Origin of the sequence: Microcoleus sp. AT3-D2 (assembly GCF_036705715.1) — a bacterium.
GTDB lineage: Bacteria > Cyanobacteriota > Cyanobacteriia > Cyanobacteriales > Microcoleaceae > Microcoleus.
Genome location: NZ_JAUBVE010000061.1, coordinates 1 through 16386, shown reverse-complemented (window position 1 = coordinate 16386; position 16386 = coordinate 1). Strand labels below are relative to the sequence as shown.

The window sequence follows — 16386 nt, the reverse complement described above, 5'->3', positions numbered from 1 at the left end:
GACTGCTGACTAATGACTACGATCGCCATTTGACGGAACAGCCTATCGCCTCTGTCGTTGAAGGCTCAACGGGTTGACTGTTGAGCAATTGGTCGATCGCACTTCGCAGATAAGAAACCTGCACCGCCGCCGGATCGTCACCGTTGTCGTCAATTAAACCTTTATAGCGCAGTTTGCCGTCTTGGTCTAACAAAAAAACCTCCGGCGTTTTAGAAGCCCCAAAACTTTCAGCCACATCTTGAGCAACATCTCGGATGTACGGGAAGTTGAGTTGATTGTTGGTGGCAAAAATTTTCATATTCTCAAAACTGTCGTCGGGATACTGGTTTGCATCATTAGCATTAATCCCGATTAAAGTAACATCTCGATCTTGAAAATCTGCTTGAAGTTCTTTCATACGATTGAGATACGACTGCACGTAAGGGCAATGATTGCACATAAATATCACCGCAATCGCCCGAAACTTTTCTAAATATCGAGCTAAATGGTGAACTTCGTCGTCAACTCCCGGCAGTTCAAAATCGGGAGCGTAGCCGTTAATGGGAGTACCCGTTGTATCGATTAGTAAACTCATGTTTTCAGGAGGTGAAGAGCAGTATTTGCCAGCATGAAAGATGAAACAATCAGCACGAATAAAATTGGCTGTTGTTTGGCTTTACCTTAATTCTAGCCTTGCCAACAGCCTATAAGTGATTCCTACTTCGCGATTTATTCCTCGTCTGGCTTTAGCCAACCTTGAGCCAGAGCTTGATATCCAATAAGTTTGTAGGCTAATTTGGCTGCGGTAAATTCTGAGACTACAGAATCTACAATAGGTGCTAATTCCATAATGTCACACCCGATTACTTCGTATGACTCGAAGATGCGGCGCAAAAATCCGGTGAGGGAATACCAATTTAACCCGCCCGGTTCAGGTGTTCCCACTCCTGGAATTAAAGTCGGATCGATGCCGTCTAAGTCGATCGTCAAAAATACTCGCTTAGTTGTGATGCTGGCAATTGCCCGATCGGCCCAATCCGGTTGAGTAGCGATTTCGCGAGCTCGAATCACGTTTAGCTGTTTTGCTTTAATCAAGTCGGCTTCTTCTTTGCAGATAGCGCGAATCCCGATTTGCAGTGTGGGTAAGCCCATATCTACAACACGCCGCATCACGCAGGCGTGGTTGTGAATCGAGCCTTCGTATTCGTGCCGCAAGTCTCCGTGGGCGTCGATTTGCACGACTGTGAAAGGTTCATCCGGGTATGCTTGGCGATAACCTTCGACAACGCCGGCAGTGATGCTGTGTTCGCCTCCGAGGGAGATCACAAATTTATTTTCGGTAACTAGCTGGTAGACTGCTGCTTGGGTGACTTGCAGCATTTCTGAGGATGAAACTGGTTGCCTGTTGCGGGTATCGGCGATCGGCTCTTTTGTATAAATTCCGACATCGTAGCAAACTTCGGAATCTAGTTCTTCGTCGTAGCACTCGAGTTGATGAGAAGCTTCTAGAAGTTTAGCCGGCCCGTTTTCGCACCCCCGGCGGTAAGTGGTGGTAGCTTCGTAGGGAATTGGCAAGATTACTACTTTGGCGGTGTCGTAGTCTGGTACAATTTCTGACCCCAGAAACGGTACGACAGCAGTGGAAACGATCGTTGGCATAAGGGAAATTTTAATACAGCAAAGAAGTCAGCAGGTTTAATCGTGACATAATATCGGCTCTAACTGCAAAGTAGTCATTAGTCATTAGTCAGCAGTCAGCAGTCAGCAGCTAACAATGCCCCATGCCCTATGCCCCATGCCCAATCTAAAATCTAAAATCTAAAATCGCATGACATCTTCTACTCCCGCTTTGTCAACACTTATTTCGCCTCAAACTTGGCTGTGGAAAGGCTTTCCGATTTGCTACCAGGCTGCGGGTTTTCAGGGGCCTGCGGTGGTGTTTGTCCACGGTTTTGGTGCGTCTTGGGGCCACTGGCGCAAGAATTTGCCGGCGCTGGCTGCTGATTGCCGCTGTTATGCGATCGACCTCATCGGTTTTGGCGGTTCTGCGAAGCCCGCGCCCAAGCTTGAAATTGACTATACTTTTGAAACTTGGGGACAGCTAATTGCTGATTTTTGTCGGGAAGTTGCGGGCGGGCCGGCTTTTTTGGTGGGAAATTCGATCGGCTGTGTGGCAATTATGCAAGCCGCTGTTGATTTTCCCGATATTGCTGAGGGCGTAATTTTACTCAATTGTTCCCTGCGGTTGCTGCACGATCGCAAACGCGCCGAATTGCCTTGGTATCGCAGTTTTGGAGCGCCAATTGCACAAAAACTTTTAAATGTCAAGTGGATAAGTCAATTATTTTTTAAACAATTAGCCACGCCAAAAACAGTAAAAAAAGTGCTTTTGCAAGCTTATCGCCGTCCTGAATCTGTCACCGACGAACTGGTAAATATGCTGCTGGAACCTGCCAAAGACAGCGGCGCTGTCGAAGTATTTGTGGCATTTATCAGTTATTCTCAAGGGCCGCTACCGGAGGATTTGTTGCCGCGTTTGAGCTGTCCTGCTTTGATTTTGTGGGGTACGGACGACCCTTGGGAGCCGATCGCTTTGGGGCGAGAATTGGCAAAGTTTCCGGCTGTTGAAAAGTTTATTCCTTTGGAGGGAGTGGGCCATTGTCCCCAGGATGAAGCGCCGGAATTGGTCAATCCTATTTTACTCGATTGGATTAAAGAGCGATCGGCATTTACCGAAAATTAGCGCATTTTATTTGTAAAAAAATAGAAGACCCCGATACCCGACTTTTTGAACAAGTCGGGACTTAAACAAAAAATCAGTGCTAAGCATGATACAATCCATTAAAGCCAGTTTTGGCTTGGTTTTGGCTTAACATTTGTTTAAGTCCCGTTAAGAAATTACAGGCTAGTGCAATTGAGGAATCATCAAGGTTACACATATTAGGAGAAGGAGCAAGTAATGACGGAGAGTGAACTCCAAGATGATGTCATCAAAACAGATGAGGATACTGCGGAAGAGGATAGTGGTGATAGTGGTGGATTGTATCCTTACGATCCAACTGAAGCAGATATTGATATTAGAGAAGATCCTCAAACTGTTTTTGAGTTATTGAGGAAATATGACAATGGCAGGCTGATTATCGATCCAGATTTTCAACGCAATGTAGTTTGGGAATTAGACAAAAAAAGTAAATTTATTGAATCTGTTATCCTAAATTTTCCCCTTCCTCCCTGGTATTTAAATCAAACAAAAGAGGGAAAACTAATTATTGTAGACGGTCTACAGCGGACTACAGCTTTACATGAATTTGTTAACGATAAATTTAACTTAAGTGGTTTAGAAGCATTAACTAAGTTGAATGGCTACACCTTTTCAGAACTTAAAGAACTACCAGGTGACTATGAAACAAGGATTGAAGATAAAAAACTTTACATATATCTTATTAAGCCCTCTGTTCCCGTTAAAGTTGTCTATGATATTTTCAATAGAGTTAACACAGGAGGAACTAAACTTGAACGTCAAGAAGTTAGAAACTGTATTTTTTCAGGAAAATCAACCAAGCTGCTAAAACAGTTATCAGAAAAAGAATCTTTTATAAAGGCTATAGACAACGGTGTTTCACCCAAAAGAATGAAGGATAGAGAAGTTATTTTGCGTTACTTGGCTTTTAAACTATTTGATTATGAAAAAGATTATCAAGGTGATATGAGTGATTTTGTAGAGAGAGCTATGAAAAAAATTAATTTAATGGATGATCGAGAAATAGAGCTATTAAAAAATGATTTTGAGCGAGTAATGAATTTAACTTTTAAATTTTTTGGGTGGGGAAATTTTCGTTTGCCATCGGATCGAAGTAGGGGAAAAATAAATATCGCAATTTTTGAATCTGTCTGTTATTTTTTCTCTAAAATGAGCGATGACTTTTTACAAGATCACAAGAAGTCTATTCAAGGTAACTTTATTAAATTGCTTAAAAATCCAGAATACTTTGACGCTATAAAGTATTCTACGAGTAGCAAATCTAAAGTTAGTACCCGCTTTAAAATAGCACAAAATATTTTAGGAGACGTAGAAAATGCTAACTAAAATAGAGTTAAAAAACTTTAAGTGTTTTAAAGATGAAATACAGTTTCCTTTAACACATATCAACCTGTTAACAGGCATAAATGGGCGTGGTAAATCTACTCTTTTACAAGCTTTGCTTTTAATGCGACAATCTATTGAGCATAGTGAAGTGACAACCCAAATTCTGTTGAATGGAAGTTGTGTAAGACTGGGTAATTTTGTTGATGTTAGGAATAGTAGTATTTCAAGAGATGAACCCATTGTACTTAAATATTATTTCCATGAAATTGTTCATCCCAATAAAGTTATTCATAAATGTATGGAATATTTATTAAGAGAAAATTTAGATGATGATATGGTAGCAAAAATCAGCGAGATCAACTTGTTGTGTAATAAATTTAATTTAGACAATTCTGTCACTACGGTACAGAAAAAGTATTTAAAAAAAGACAATACTAATGAATACTCAACTACTGAAAATGAACCAAAAAGATTGGGCAACTGTTCATTAAATAATTTAATACCTAATGATTCTAGTTTAATAGAAGATGAAAATTTTTATTTGAATTCCTTAGATGAATCTTTCAATTTTAGTCATATTCACTACATTTCAGCCGATCGCATTGGCCCACAAGAATTTTATTTCAAGTCCACTTTGAAAAACTTTCCTAATGTAGGTGCAAAAGGCGAATTTACTGTAAATTTGCTTTATAGAAAAGGAAATGATTTAGTTGATGATATGTTGTGCAGAGGAGACAATGCAAAGACATTATCTAATCAAACAGAAGAATGGCTAAGTTATGTTTTTGAGGGAGCTAAAGTAGAAATATCACAATCAATAAGTAACATTTTAGAACCTTTATTTAATACCAACGCCTCAAAAGATCGTTATAAACCAGCTAATGTTGGCTTTGGATACCATTGCATTTTGCCAATTATTGTTTCAGGATTAATTGCTAGAAAAGGTGAAATATTAATTGTAGAAAACCCAGAAGCGCATTTACACCCAAAAGCGCAATCGAGACTAACTCACTTTCTAGCTAAGGTTAGCAGTTGTGGCGTACAAGTTTTTATTGAATCACATAGCGATCATATTTTAAATGCCTTGCGAATAGCTGTGCTTGATAAAAATATTGACCATGAAAATTTAAATATATTATACTTACAGCTAAATTCAGAGCAACCAGTTGTACAAATTCCTGTTCAACCTAATGGAGGAATTGAAGAATGGCCTAAAGGATTTTTTGACCAAATGGATAAAGATTTTGAACGTCTTTTTGGAATCTAAAATGGAAATTTTTATTAATGAAGTATCCCTTGAGGGACAGTATCCTAATGATGCCGAATTCAAAGAAGCAGTAATAGTTTTTAAAGCTATTTTTGATGTGATTAATGAAAAAATTAAAGATAAACAAATATACAAGGAGGATAGTAAATTATTTGTCAACTATGAAGCGGTAAAAGGCTCTAATTTTAATCAAAGCTTAAACCAAATTAAAGATAAATCACTTAAACAAGCCTTCATGAATGTTGTTTTTAATAAATTAAATCCTAAAGAATGGCGTCAAGAACAAGTACATTCTTCAACAGACTCGTTTGATTGTTTGATGATTAATGAAAAGTACAAGGGTGTAAATGATACATCATTAGCAGAAATAGCTGATAGAAAATTACAAAACAGTAGCTCAACCTATTTATTGATTAATTTTATCAATTCCAGTTTTCACCTCGATCATCCACATATTACTAATTGTTGCTTAATTACTATCGTTAAAAATAATGATGAAGTAAATTGTCTAAAATTAGATTGTCTTGATAATAAATCTGCGCTTGAAGATTGGCTAGAACATACATTTAATTTAAGCTGTTCAGTATATGATGAACTCTCTAATGACCCTCCCATAGATGAGCAAACTATACTAAGAGACAAACAAAGATTTGAAAAAATTTCACCCAGGTTTCAGGGCAGAGCTATCTACCGCGAAGTAGCTACAGACCGATATTGGTATGTAGATAATTTACATTTCGGGAAATCCGCTCACTTAGAAGTGTTTAATAAAGCTAAATCTCATGTTGGAGAAGCTGATATAGAAGGCAACATTGATGAGTGTAAACGAGATCAAAATAAAATATTAGACATTAATTGAACCGGCAGACCCGATCGCCCGACACCCGCGCCATGAAGCTAGTTGCCCGGCCACACTTCCCACAGCGCCGGTAGCTGCCGGAATAAAAATAATGTCGTCGGCTTTGACTTCTACCAAATTCAACCCAACCCAAGCAATCATGCCCGTCATGCCGAGGGTGCCGAGGTAAACCGAAAGCAAAAATTTAGCCCTAGCGAGAATACTTTGCTAGTGGGACTTAAACAAATTATGGGCTAAAATCGGCTGGTATTCCACTCTGGGAAATGGATTTGGAGCGGGGTAAATGAGGTTCAAACCTAGTCGCAGAAAGGAAAAAGACGAAGAGAGCTTAATTGGCCTTGACGACTGGGTTTGAGCCTATTTTCAAGATAACTTTTGTCTGAGTCCCGCTATTGCATTTTCCTTCTTCCTTGTGCTAGTAGAATCCATACTATAGCAAAAGCGTTAAAGTGAACAAAAAACCTCTCTCAAATTTAATGACTTCTCCAATTTCTCCCGATCGCCGTTTTTTAAAATATCGAATTGCCCTGCTCATCAGTATAATCGTGATTATCCCTTTAGGTTACGCAGTGAGATTTTCTCGCGGCCCTGCACCGGAATGGTTCAACGACTTTTTTGGAAGCATAGCCTATGAGGTATTTTGGATTTTGCTGGTAGTTCTGATCTTGCCGCGATTTTCGCAAATTAGGGTGGCTGTAGCTGTGTGTCTAGCTACCTGCGGAGTAGAGTTTCTCCAACTGTGGACACCTCCGTTTTTACAAGCAATGCGAGCTACTTTACCCGGAAGGCTGATTTTGGGAAATCACTTTACTTGGTCAGATTTTATCTCTTATTTTGTGGGGAGTTTTTTAGGTTGGTTGTGGGTGCGATGGCTTCATTCTACTTGCTTCCGCTTGTAAGTTGTACTGCATTTAAATTGTATATTTCCATGACCAGAGCGAAAGTCAAATGCTCTCCCCATCAGCTCCTCTAACACCACAGACAATCTAGATGCACAAAAGCTTAATGATATGGTTGCGGTTATTTTCACTCAATTCTAAGCGATCGGGTTAACTTAGAATTGAGAATTTTTAGGAGTTGAAGTGGGAGCTATATTTCCGCGCTCTCGCCACAGCAACAAGGGAATGCTTAACGTTCCTAAAATCATTACAACTCCAGTCAGAATCCAAACTAGCACACGATTTGGGCGATAATCACCTCGCTCAATTTGCCAGAAAACTCGATTATAACGCCATGCTGCTAAGGCAATCACCGCAATCCCAAAAACGACCAGACTCAGCCCTAAAGTTTCGGAGTTGAAGAAGGGAGGGGAGGAAACTTCTTGCTGAGTCACTGTAGCTTGAAATTGACGGAGAAATAAACTGAACCGACTGATTGCAAACCCAAAACCAACTAAAGCCAGTGAAGTTCGTAACCATGCCAGAAAGGTGCGTTCATTTGCCTGATGTTCTCGCTGTCGGTCTATTTTATCACCCTTGTTCATCAACCCTACCTTGATAAAATATCTTAAGCTTTCCCTCGTTGATTATTGTTTCACTTGTGACTGCGGAGGGAAGTATCGGTATTGCGATCGTGATTCATCATCACCCAAAAATATACTATCAGTAAATCGACAAAAAAGCGATCGCCTCCATCTCTACCAACAGAAAACAAGAGGACACAGCAATGCTGTGTCCCTACAAATACTGCGGTTAAAGCCCTGTTTAAAAAGACTTAAATTCCCCGCCAGACTGATTTTTTTTGCTCAGCCAATCCTGACCCAATCTGATTGTCACGTCCGAATTCAAAGAACCCGTACTCTCAACCAACACATCTCCAAAACCCAAAAACTGGCGAATCGCTTGAGCACCTTTAATATCGCCTTGTTGAGCTACTAGAGTAGTTACCTCCAGCGGTTCGGGCCAAGCTTTATAAACCTGAACATTCCGATAACCGGCTTGAGTCAAATTATTGACAAAATCTTCAACAGCCGATGGATCTCCGGTACTATCTTGAATCGCCACCTTCAGAAAAGTCGAATCAGCATTCTCAATTGTCCAAGTATTTTGGCCGAAGTCAAAATGTTCCGCCACCATAGTTTCGATGGCATATTGGTCGGGCAACCAAAAACTTGACTTGTAGTCCTTAGAATCGCTAAATTTACCGGGAACCATCAACATCTGCACGCCAGCGCGATCGGTTTGAGTAGCAAAACCAGCCAAAGCCACCAATTCTTCTATACTCAAATTCGTGTCAAGGTGAGACTGAATCACCGACAAAATCTTCGGTAGTCGAGACAGCAAACCTACATTTACTTCCTGTTCCACAAAAGCCCGCATCAACAATTGTTGGCGCTGCACCCGCCCGATGTCGCCCAAATCGTCGTGCCGGTAAAGCAAATATTGCACGATTTGTTCGCCGTTGAGTTTCTGCTTGCCAGCCTTTAAATCTATATATAAATGCTGACTATGATCGGTATACTTCATGTCTTTAGGGACATTGATAGTAATGCCACCAAGTGCATCGACTAAGCTTTTTATGCCTTGAATATTGACTGTGACATAGCGGTCAATTCCCACGCCACCCAAGAGTCCGCTGACTGCCTTCGCTGACGAAGCTGGGCCCCCGTAGTAATTAGCTTCGTTGATTTTCACCTCGCCCCTGCCTTCAACATAGGTGCGGGTGTCTCGCGGAATGGAAAGCAGGCTTAACTTTTTATTTTGAGGGTCAAACCTAACCAACAGCATGGTATCGGTTAAGCCCTTAAAGGAGTTTTCCCAAAGCTCGTATCCGACATCTTTGTTGACACTTCCTTCGATGTCAGAGGTCAGAACTTTAAGTCCTAAAACTAAAATATTAACTGGCCGAGTCAGCTCCGGCATCTTCATGTTGAGCTTTGCCATGTCGCCTTGAGAAAATACTGCTGCTTCTTCAGGGCTCAACTTTTGTTGCTGAAGTGGCGTTGTGGAAAGGGAGACGGCTAGCAACGCTCCGGCTGTGGCTGAGAGCATTGCTACTCCTGCCAAACCAAAACCAAAACCCAGCCAGCGGCCTCGATGGGGCTGGGAAGCTTTTTTGGTTGCAGGTTGAGCAGTTGATTGTTGGATAGGGTCTTGATTAGGAATTTTTTGAGCTGGCACTGGCTTCCTCACACACAACAAAAATAAAAAAGATAATGGCAATATGTAGTATCAAGCTGAAGACGCAATCAATCAATAGGGTAGGGGCTGAAAATAACCCTAAATTATGATAAATGTTTGCCTACTACTTGCTCGGCTACGCGACTAATTCCGGGCAACCATAGCGGTTGACGCTTCCAGAGGCGAACCATCAGTCCCAGAGCAACGATGAAATAGCTGGTTGTTAGCAGGCTACTCATTAATAACATGGGAAGTGTCGGAGATTCCGCAGAAATCGCTCCAGCTTCTAAAAGAATATGTCCTAAGAGCCAACTAAAAGCAAGGGCAATTGCCAAGCGGCTGATGGCTTTGCGTTCGGGACTACCCTGACGGCGGTAAAGAGTCCACAGGGCGGGGAAAAAGCCGATGACTGGGATCATTAATACAAACAGACTGGCACGATCGAGTTCAGGATTTTCTAAGCGATCTGTTTTTTTCATAATTCGGTACTCAAAATTTGCAGAAGGTGAGATTTTGCACACAAGTTATTTGTTAGAGGGAAAATTTATATCCTAAACCAAAATTCCGAGAGCTGGGCTGGGGCGCGATCGCCAAACTTGTCTGTCAGAGGCCAAATTTTTCTGCCCTTCCAATCTCGCGACCGATCGTTGGCAACTTTTCGACCCGGAGACCCGTATTTTGATAAACTGGATACAGCACAGCAGTCAGGAGAACAGACTTAGCCATGACCCAATCCCAAAAACCCATCGTTATTGCTCCATCCATATTATCAGCCGATTTTAGCCGTCTTGGAGAAGAGATTCAGGCTGTCGATCGAGCTGGGGCTGACTGGATTCACGTAGATGTGATGGACGGTCGCTTTGTTCCTAATATTACTATCGGGCCGCTGATTGTTGAGGCAATTCGCCCCGTTACTACCAAGGTGATCGATGTCCACTTGATGATTGTGGAGCCGGAGAAGTACGTCGAGGACTTCGCTAAGGCCGGTGCTGACATTATTTCGGTTCACGCGGAACATAATGCTTCGCCTCACTTGCACCGCACCCTCGGCCAAATTCGGGAATTGGGCAAGCAGGCTGGTGTGGTTCTGAATCCTTCGACGCCCTTGGAGTTGATCGAGTACGTGCTGGAACTTTGCGATTTGGTGCTGATTATGAGCGTCAATCCGGGCTTTGGTGGTCAAAGTTTTATCCCGGCTGTTTTGCCGAAAATTCGCCAGTTGCGTAAAATGTGCGACGACAAGGGCCTCGATCCTTGGATTGAGGTAGATGGCGGTTTGAAGGGGAACAATACTTGGCAGGTTCTGGAAGCGGGCGCAAATGCGATCGTCGCTGGTTCTGCTGTGTTTAAGGCGAATGATTACGCAGCGGCGATCGAGGGTATCCGCCACAGCAAGCGCCCGACTCCTGAGTTGGCTGCCGTTTAATCAAAGATTTTTCGAGTTTTTCTGGTTTTTCTCGTTCCCAGCCAAAGTAGGCTGGGAACGCATTTTTAGACTCGGTTTCCAAGAGTCATGAATTACTTATTTCGAGACAGAGGCGAGAATGCTTTCCATCTCAGAAAGCTCGATCGCCCCGGAGAAAGTTGTGCCGTTCATAATAAAGAAGGGAGTTCCTTGAATGCCCAGTTGTTGAGCGAGTTGCACGTCTTTCTGAATGGCGGCTTCTGCAGCGGGGCTGTTGCGATCGGTGTTAAATTTATCTAATTTTAGATTGAGCTTTTGGGCGATCGATGTGTACAATGGCTCGCCTAACTCTTTCTGTCCTTCAAACAAAGCGCTGTAATATTCCCAGAATTTGCCCTGCTGTTGAGCAGCCCAAGCTGCTTTAGCTGCTGGCAGCGCTTGAGGGTGAATAGAAGTCAAGGGTAAATGCTTGTAAGCTAAAGTAACTTTGTCCTGGTGTTTTGCCATAAACTGCTTGACAGTATCGTGAGCGCGCGCACAAAACGGACATTGAAAGTCAGAGAATTCTAAAAGTACAATCTGCTGCGAAGCTGAACCCGTGCTGGGAGAATCCCCGATCGCAGATTTGGGATTAGTTTTCATCTCCTGCAAAAATGACTGCTGCGCTGCTTTGAGAGACTGCTGCTGCTGTTGCTGGTACGCTTGTACCGACTCTAAAATCGCTTGCGGGTTTTCGCGGATAACCTGCAAGACTTGCTCTTTCAACTTGGGATCGACTGAATTGCCAGCCGCTGACTGTGCAGGGGAACAACCGATAAATACCAGGCAACCTGCCAGGAGTGCAGCCAAGCAGAAGGCTTGCTGGCTGCGGAGTTTTCGCCAAATAGTGGATAGGTTCATCTTTTTTTTGTGATTCACGGCAAAACTTAATCCTACATTTAATTTTGCGGAGTGTCAGGTGTACCGCAGTTTAAGGTTGTGCAGCTATTTTTAGCTTTGAGCAATAATTAGTCATTGGCAATCGGTAATTCGTAGTCGGTAATTGGCAATGGGTGTTAATCACCCGAACAGCTACGAACCCAATAATTAAGATTTAAAGCATCGGGATTTAATATAATATTATGTCCCCTCGAACGACCGCAATCAAAAAGGTTTGTAATCCCGACTTGAGTCCTCAGAATCTTATGAGGACTCAAGTCCTCACTACAAACGCGATCGCCGTTATTTTACGGGACTAGATATAAAATATAAAAGGGCGATAGCCCGGGCGATCGTCCTTTTATTTGCTGCAGGTATTCTCTGCTTTTCGGCTTGTCTGAATCCGAGACTATTTGCGGCTGTTGAGCCATTTAGCAGCAACTATTCCCAAAATACCCGCAACAACTGGATTGCCCAAAAACTTCATCAAACTCGGCTGTTCGGCCAGCACTTCTCGGAAAATATCCGGGTGATTGTGATAGGTAAACGAGGCCAGCTTGGTAACATCGTCAGCATTCATGCGGCTGGCGTGGTGGGTAGAAAGTCCTAGCTGCTTTTCCAAGTGGCGATCGTCCAATCCTCTCTTGCCCAAATGCTTGAAGAATTCGCGGGCCACGTCGTCGCGTTCGTTTGGCTTAATTTGGGCGATCGCCTTTTGCAATTCCGGTTCCAACTGAGCCGGCGGGAGCGAGTCGTGATTCAGGGAACGCCCGAATAATTGTTTGCGCTGAGCCGGCGAAGTTCTCTGAGCAAAATCGTCAAAGTTTTCGTAATCTTCACCAGTTGTCTGCGGCATCATTTCTCGATCGCCCTGGGCTAAATCGTTCATGATTTGACGCTTGTAATTATCGCTGCTACTCATGGTAACTCTCTTCCAATCTACACAACATTTCAGTCTTAAATTGAGATGGTTTCGCCTTCAAAAAACTGCGGAATATTAAACCGCCACGCGGCTATCATTTAAGCTTGCTAACTCGGTCAAGACTTGTATTCAATCTGATTTGATTGCTGGTCGTACTTAGCCGTCAAAATCAGTTTTTTGTCAGGAGCGTAAACCAAAACACTTACATCCTGATTTGGGAAATTGCGGTGAAAACCTTGTGCTAAAGATTTCGCCAAGTCTTTCACTTCAGTCGGGCGGACTTGCGGGGTAATTACAACTCCCAATTTGTTATTGTCGCGGACGTAAGCATCCTGAACCAGACCCTGAGCCGTCTTTGTTACCCATTGACCAAAATCTTGACCTGCGGCGGTATTGCCACGTTCTAGCTGCGCGTAATAACCCTGACTGCCACCAATTGCTACAGGTACATCAGTCGGTTTTTGGGCTGAAACGCTGGGCGCGCACGCAGTAGTAACTGCCAGCATTAAAACCAAAAGTACGCCCGCAATTATTTTGCGACTCTGCTGCAATAAACTCACCTTTTTTCCTCCGTTCAGAAAAGATTTGGCATAATTGAAAGGGTCAGGTTGCTCGACCCTCTCAATTAGTATTAGGCTTAGTCTAGTTTCTTTTTGAGCTCATCTTTTACATCTTCGATGGCGTGACCAGCTTCAGCTTTGGCCTGCTTGGCTTTGCCTTCTGCTTTATCCTTCGGGTCGCCAGTAACATTGCCTAGGGCTTCTTGAGCTTTGCCTGCGATGTTGTCGCCAGTTGCCTTTGCTCTATCTTGAGTGCTCATGGGTTTCTCCCTATCTGTATCTAATTTGACGTTTTTTACTTTATAAACTCATCATAGGTAACTAGGAGCTGCGTTGCACTCTACCTCTAGGAAGAAAGAATGAAGAAAAAATGAAGAGAGAACATGGAAGATGGAAAAATAATTTTTCAATTTTAGACAAACTGCCACTTTCATACTGACCGGCTTTTTTTACCGTTTCTGCTGGCTGCAATCAAGTATTTTTGTAAAAAACTGCTGGAGGGTCGCCCGTGGATCCAAGACTATTTTTTTAAACCCAAAAGAATTTATAATCTTTAAATTTTATTTAATTGTGCCTTAAAAAGGCGGGTGTGGGCAAGACCGGATCTTACCCACACCCAAAAAACAACCTATTAGTTTTAATCTACCTTGTGATGACACTCTTTATCTATTTTTTGCTGAAGTTCTTCTTTCAACTGTTCGACAGCGTGCATAGTTTGAGCATCTTCTTTTTTTTGCTGACCGAGGGCTTTTTCTGTTTCCTCGCCGAGCAAGATTTCCCGGGATTTTGGTAGCGTGACTTGATTTTCGCTACCAGCGTGGGTCGCTTTTTCCTCAGTATTCATTAGTTTTTACCCTATTGTTTGCAAAATTTATTTTTAACAAGGGTACTTAAAAGTTAACCTTATATCTATCATAAGGGACATCACCAAAACTTCCCTCTGTCTGAAGGGAGATAGGGGCTGGTGAATAGTTTTGAGTTTGGAGTTTTATAGTTAAGATAAATTACGGAAACTTCCATGATCCCGAAAGGAGAGAGGGGAAGGGGAATAGTGCGTGAGATTGCTTGGTGAGTGGCAAGGCGCGGGCAGTGAATGAGTTGGGGAAAGGGGAGGAGGGAGGAGAATTTTTTTGCGGCGCGATCGGCATAAGTACCTTTTCTCGGTTCTTTGATGAGGCTGTTTCGACATCCTTGACATACTCCCACACCGTCGCGGACGGAGATTCTAATTCATGGTTCATCGAAGTCCACTTGCCATCTCAGGGTGCATCGTTAATAGTAGAGGGGGTCTTCTCCCCACACTTTCCCTCTTTCGAGGCGGATACCTCTGGCCAAGAGGTATCGTTTTGCCGCTCCATCCCTAGCATCTTCATTCCCTTTTTCAGGATAATTAAAGTCAGTGAAGTAGTCGCCTCCTCCACTGCTCTCCAAAGCGGAACGTGATAGTTTCCCATCATTCCGCTCCCCAATAAAACGGATGTTGTCATCAGTAAGTCGTTACCAACATATCGTTTTACCACGCCCAAAGCCTTCCTTCCACTGTTGGCTTAGGTTTAGCACTTTTGCAGCTAGATTTGTTACCGAGATTGCCATCATTAGCAGTTTTTGTGTCGTGGCAATGTCGATGGAGTTATTGCCAATTATCATACGATTCCCTTCCACTTTGCGATTTGGGGATGACGTGATCAACCTCTATCTTTGAAGTAGTTATCGCAGTGATCACATTTCCATTTTTGTCCCTTGAGTAGTTTAGACACTTTTACGGGTATTTCGAGGCGTACTCCCATTCTTGAACTGGAGCATCTCAATGAAAGCAGCCAAGCTAGAAATTGGAGTGGGGAGTCAGGAGCCAGGAGGAAAGAGGAAGAAGAAAAGAGCCAGAATAAGTGTTTTTACAAATATGAGATGCTCCCAACCCACGCGACTTATTTATTACTTGTGCAACTTTTCTGTAGTGTCTTTTGTGACTTTCATTGCTGGGGGTGATAATAGTGTGAAGTTCCAGGATTTTGCCATTAACTTTGCCTGATGTGTTTTGCCCAACAGGGAATTGTCTGATGTTTAATCCTAAGAAATCGAACCCGGGTTTTTCATTGAGGGTAAGCCCATTTTAACGAGAGTCCAAAGTATGCTAAAGTTAAAATCGTTCGGCATTTGGGAGTAATTGTTGTAACTGTTCATAGGGCAGACCAATTAATCGCTGTGTTTCTTGATGATTCTCTTCAATATAATTCAGTATCTCGCTCATGTTTATGTTTAAAAAAATGTCTGTTATGTTCTTTTCCCACATAAGGGGAATATTTGGGAGATATCTAAAGAATAGTGCCTAAAAAGAATTGAGACATAAATGCCTAATCTTCATTTAGAATTTTCCCGAAAACAACCCGACTATAACTTAATTAAATTAGTATGGCACTCGATAAATATATATTATTGTAAATCGATTTTTTATATTAATTTCAGAGCTAGAATATTTATGGCATCACCTCTTAAATCAAGGAAAATTAATAATTAAATGGGGTCGCCCAATCAAAAACAAGGGTAATGCTTGTATGACAGTTTAAATGTGCAACCGCTTAGACGTGCTACGTGGTTCTAAAAATCAAAAATTTTTGCAATGCCAGCATCACCAACTTTCTACTTATGGAATTAGTCAAGACTGAAGTATAGACAATTTATTAGAGGAAGCCTACTCTGCCGCATATCTTAGCCGTATCATGTGTTGCTTAGTTCACCCTACTTCAGGCCGTTTCACCTGAGTTCGGCTCAGTCGAGGCAACTGCTAGTAATTGAGCAGCCTGCACGTTACTCATTGCAACTTCCCAAATGCCTTTTGCACAATAGCTGTAAAAGTCACGAACAGGCAGACACAATGAAAGCTACTGGTAAGGTGTATACAATTGATTTGGCTGGTAATCAGTATCAAAGCCCTCGCTATTTGCAAAGTCGGGCCAGGATTAACTCGCTCATCGACCATTATATGTCATTGGAAGTTTTGAGCGATCGACTTTCCGATCTACCCCAGCAATTTTCCACCCCGCATCCCCGCCCTTGGGAACCCATAGATTGGCAAAGAATCAATCGCGACCAAATTATTGGTGTCAAGCCAGAAATCTTTTTGCAAATATTGGCAAGTGCGGCAGAAATTGAAGCTCCCATCCGCAGCTACGGTAGAGAAAGCTGGTGCTACTTACAGGGTAAACGCATCTTAACTGGAACCCCGAATATGCTACAGTTAAATCTGACTAAATTTCAATGTAGTTTGTTGTA

At 42.4% G+C, this 16386-nt stretch carries 20 protein-coding genes and 1 pseudogene; 8 read left to right on the top strand and 13 right to left on the bottom strand.

Annotated elements, in window-relative coordinates; genetic code table 11:
- Positions 1 to 16: 16 nt before the first annotated feature.
- The gene (locus tag QUB44_RS22065) at positions 17 to 574 is read right to left on the bottom strand and encodes a thioredoxin family protein (protein WP_333229061.1); all 558 of its coding nucleotides are present in this window, start codon (positions 572 to 574) and stop codon (positions 17 to 19) included.
- Positions 575 to 708: 134 nt separating this feature from the next.
- Entirely contained in the window at positions 709 to 1638 is a 930-nt protein-coding gene (gene speB / locus QUB44_RS22060) for an agmatinase (RefSeq protein ID WP_333370788.1), read from the bottom strand.
- 169 nt (positions 1639 to 1807) lie between these two features.
- Between speB and QUB44_RS22055 the strand changes: the two genes are divergently transcribed.
- From QUB44_RS22055 to QUB44_RS22040, 4 genes are all read left to right on the top strand, one after another.
- Positions 1808 to 2722, top strand: a complete 915-nt coding sequence (locus QUB44_RS22055; protein WP_333370786.1) for an alpha/beta fold hydrolase — start codon at positions 1808 to 1810, stop codon at positions 2720 to 2722.
- A 216-nt stretch (positions 2723 to 2938) separates the two neighbouring features.
- Complete coding sequence (locus tag QUB44_RS22050; protein WP_333370783.1) at positions 2939 to 4066, top strand: DUF262 domain-containing protein; 1128 nt, start codon at positions 2939 to 2941, stop codon at positions 4064 to 4066.
- A complete protein-coding gene (locus QUB44_RS22045; RefSeq protein WP_333370781.1) occupies positions 4056 to 5333 on the top strand; it encodes a DUF3696 domain-containing protein in 1278 nt (425 codons plus the stop codon). The genes QUB44_RS22050 and QUB44_RS22045 overlap by 11 nt, the downstream gene beginning before the upstream one ends.
- A 1-nt stretch (position 5334) precedes the next feature.
- Positions 5335 to 6192: a hypothetical protein gene (locus QUB44_RS22040; protein ID WP_333370779.1), complete on the top strand. Its 858-nt coding sequence runs from the start codon at positions 5335 to 5337 to the stop codon at positions 6190 to 6192.
- Here QUB44_RS22040 and QUB44_RS22035 read toward each other — a convergent pair.
- The gene (locus QUB44_RS22035; protein WP_333370777.1) at positions 6178 to 6372 is read right to left on the bottom strand and encodes a hypothetical protein; all 195 of its coding nucleotides are present in this window, start codon (positions 6370 to 6372) and stop codon (positions 6178 to 6180) included. The genes QUB44_RS22040 and QUB44_RS22035 overlap by 15 nt on opposite strands.
- Before the next feature lie 296 nt (positions 6373 to 6668).
- Here QUB44_RS22035 and QUB44_RS22030 point away from each other — a divergent pair, with 296 nt between their 5' ends.
- Positions 6669 to 7091, top strand: a complete 423-nt coding sequence (locus tag QUB44_RS22030) for a DUF2809 domain-containing protein (RefSeq protein ID WP_333370775.1) — start codon at positions 6669 to 6671, stop codon at positions 7089 to 7091.
- A 155-nt stretch (positions 7092 to 7246) separates the two neighbouring features.
- Here QUB44_RS22030 and QUB44_RS22025 read toward each other — a convergent pair whose 3' ends face one another.
- The 3 genes from QUB44_RS22025 to QUB44_RS22015 form a co-directional block, all read right to left on the bottom strand.
- Entirely contained in the window at positions 7247 to 7675 is a 429-nt protein-coding gene (locus QUB44_RS22025; RefSeq protein WP_333370773.1) for a DUF202 domain-containing protein, read from the bottom strand.
- 220 nt (positions 7676 to 7895) lie between these two features.
- A complete protein-coding gene (locus QUB44_RS22020; RefSeq protein ID WP_333370771.1) occupies positions 7896 to 9311 on the bottom strand; it encodes an LCP family protein in 1416 nt (471 codons plus the stop codon).
- A 104-nt stretch (positions 9312 to 9415) separates the two neighbouring features.
- On the bottom strand, positions 9416 to 9790 hold the full coding sequence (locus QUB44_RS22015) for a hypothetical protein (RefSeq protein WP_333370769.1): 375 nt from the start codon (positions 9788 to 9790) through the stop codon (positions 9416 to 9418).
- Positions 9791 to 10035: 245 nt separating this feature from the next.
- On the opposite strand from QUB44_RS22015, the gene rpe reads away from it, so the two are divergent.
- Positions 10036 to 10737, top strand: a complete 702-nt coding sequence (gene rpe, locus QUB44_RS22010; protein WP_333163172.1) for a ribulose-phosphate 3-epimerase — start codon at positions 10036 to 10038, stop codon at positions 10735 to 10737.
- 96 nt (positions 10738 to 10833) lie between these two features.
- Here the strand turns inward: rpe and QUB44_RS22005 are convergent, their stop codons facing one another.
- From QUB44_RS22005 to QUB44_RS21975, 7 genes are all read right to left on the bottom strand, one after another.
- Positions 10834 to 11616 (bottom strand): thioredoxin domain-containing protein, encoded by a 783-nt coding sequence (locus QUB44_RS22005; RefSeq protein ID WP_333370767.1) that lies wholly within the window; start codon positions 11614 to 11616, stop codon positions 10834 to 10836.
- 427 nt (positions 11617 to 12043) lie between these two features.
- Complete coding sequence (locus tag QUB44_RS22000) at positions 12044 to 12556, bottom strand: hypothetical protein (RefSeq protein ID WP_333370765.1); 513 nt, start codon at positions 12554 to 12556, stop codon at positions 12044 to 12046.
- Positions 12557 to 12672: 116 nt separating this feature from the next.
- Complete coding sequence (locus tag QUB44_RS21995; RefSeq protein WP_333141525.1) at positions 12673 to 13116, bottom strand: hypothetical protein; 444 nt, start codon at positions 13114 to 13116, stop codon at positions 12673 to 12675.
- A 77-nt stretch (positions 13117 to 13193) separates the two neighbouring features.
- On the bottom strand, positions 13194 to 13376 hold the full coding sequence (locus tag QUB44_RS21990) for a CsbD family protein (RefSeq protein ID WP_333163178.1): 183 nt from the start codon (positions 13374 to 13376) through the stop codon (positions 13194 to 13196).
- Positions 13377 to 13753: 377 nt separating this feature from the next.
- Positions 13754 to 13960, bottom strand: coding sequence for a hypothetical protein (locus QUB44_RS21985; protein WP_333163180.1), 207 nt, complete (start codon positions 13958 to 13960; stop codon positions 13754 to 13756).
- A gap of 415 nt (positions 13961 to 14375) precedes the next feature.
- On the bottom strand, positions 14376 to 14636 hold the full coding sequence (locus QUB44_RS21980; protein ID WP_333370763.1) for a hypothetical protein: 261 nt from the start codon (positions 14634 to 14636) through the stop codon (positions 14376 to 14378).
- Positions 14637 to 14746: 110 nt separating this feature from the next.
- Positions 14747 to 14839: an HNH endonuclease gene (locus QUB44_RS21975; protein ID WP_333168740.1), complete on the bottom strand. Its 93-nt coding sequence runs from the start codon at positions 14837 to 14839 to the stop codon at positions 14747 to 14749.
- Between the two features lie 841 nt (positions 14840 to 15680).
- On the opposite strand from QUB44_RS21975, the gene QUB44_RS31250 reads away from it, so the two are divergent.
- Both QUB44_RS31250 and QUB44_RS21965 read left to right on the top strand, forming a co-directional pair.
- Complete coding sequence (locus QUB44_RS31250; RefSeq protein WP_445243688.1) at positions 15681 to 15779, top strand: RQC domain-containing protein; 99 nt, start codon at positions 15681 to 15683, stop codon at positions 15777 to 15779.
- Positions 15780 to 15988: 209 nt separating this feature from the next.
- A pseudogene (locus QUB44_RS21965) lies at positions 15989 to 16386 on the top strand (hypothetical protein); the annotation flags it as partial.

Excerpts from the sequence above, each read along its gene's own strand:
- QUB44_RS22025 (WP_333370773.1), bottom strand. The coding sequence starts at position 7,675 with ATGAACAAGGGTGATAAAATAGACCGACAGCGAGAACATCAGGCAAAT.
- speB (WP_333370788.1), bottom strand. The coding sequence starts at position 1,638 with ATGCCAACGATCGTTTCCACTGCTGTCGTACCGTTTCTGGGGTCAGAA.
- QUB44_RS21990 (WP_333163178.1), bottom strand. The coding sequence starts at position 13,376 with ATGAGCACTCAAGATAGAGCAAAGGCAACTGGCGACAACATCGCAGGC.
- QUB44_RS22040 (WP_333370779.1), top strand. The coding sequence starts at position 5,335 with ATGGAAATTTTTATTAATGAAGTATCCCTTGAGGGACAGTATCCTAAT.
- QUB44_RS22015 (WP_333370769.1), bottom strand. The coding sequence starts at position 9,790 with ATGAAAAAAACAGATCGCTTAGAAAATCCTGAACTCGATCGTGCCAGT.
- QUB44_RS22065 (WP_333229061.1), bottom strand. The coding sequence starts at position 574 with ATGAGTTTACTAATCGATACAACGGGTACTCCCATTAACGGCTACGCT.
- QUB44_RS22000 (WP_333370765.1), bottom strand. The coding sequence starts at position 12,556 with ATGAGTAGCAGCGATAATTACAAGCGTCAAATCATGAACGATTTAGCC.
- rpe (WP_333163172.1), top strand. The coding sequence starts at position 10,036 with ATGACCCAATCCCAAAAACCCATCGTTATTGCTCCATCCATATTATCA.
- QUB44_RS22030 (WP_333370775.1), top strand. The coding sequence starts at position 6,669 with ATGACTTCTCCAATTTCTCCCGATCGCCGTTTTTTAAAATATCGAATT.
- QUB44_RS22050 (WP_333370783.1), top strand. The coding sequence starts at position 2,939 with ATGACGGAGAGTGAACTCCAAGATGATGTCATCAAAACAGATGAGGAT.
- QUB44_RS22045 (WP_333370781.1), top strand. The coding sequence starts at position 4,056 with ATGCTAACTAAAATAGAGTTAAAAAACTTTAAGTGTTTTAAAGATGAA.
- QUB44_RS22005 (WP_333370767.1), bottom strand. The coding sequence starts at position 11,616 with ATGAACCTATCCACTATTTGGCGAAAACTCCGCAGCCAGCAAGCCTTC.
- QUB44_RS21985 (WP_333163180.1), bottom strand. The coding sequence starts at position 13,960 with ATGAATACTGAGGAAAAAGCGACCCACGCTGGTAGCGAAAATCAAGTC.
- QUB44_RS22055 (WP_333370786.1), top strand. The coding sequence starts at position 1,808 with ATGACATCTTCTACTCCCGCTTTGTCAACACTTATTTCGCCTCAAACT.
- QUB44_RS31250 (WP_445243688.1), top strand. The coding sequence starts at position 15,681 with ATGTGCAACCGCTTAGACGTGCTACGTGGTTCTAAAAATCAAAAATTT.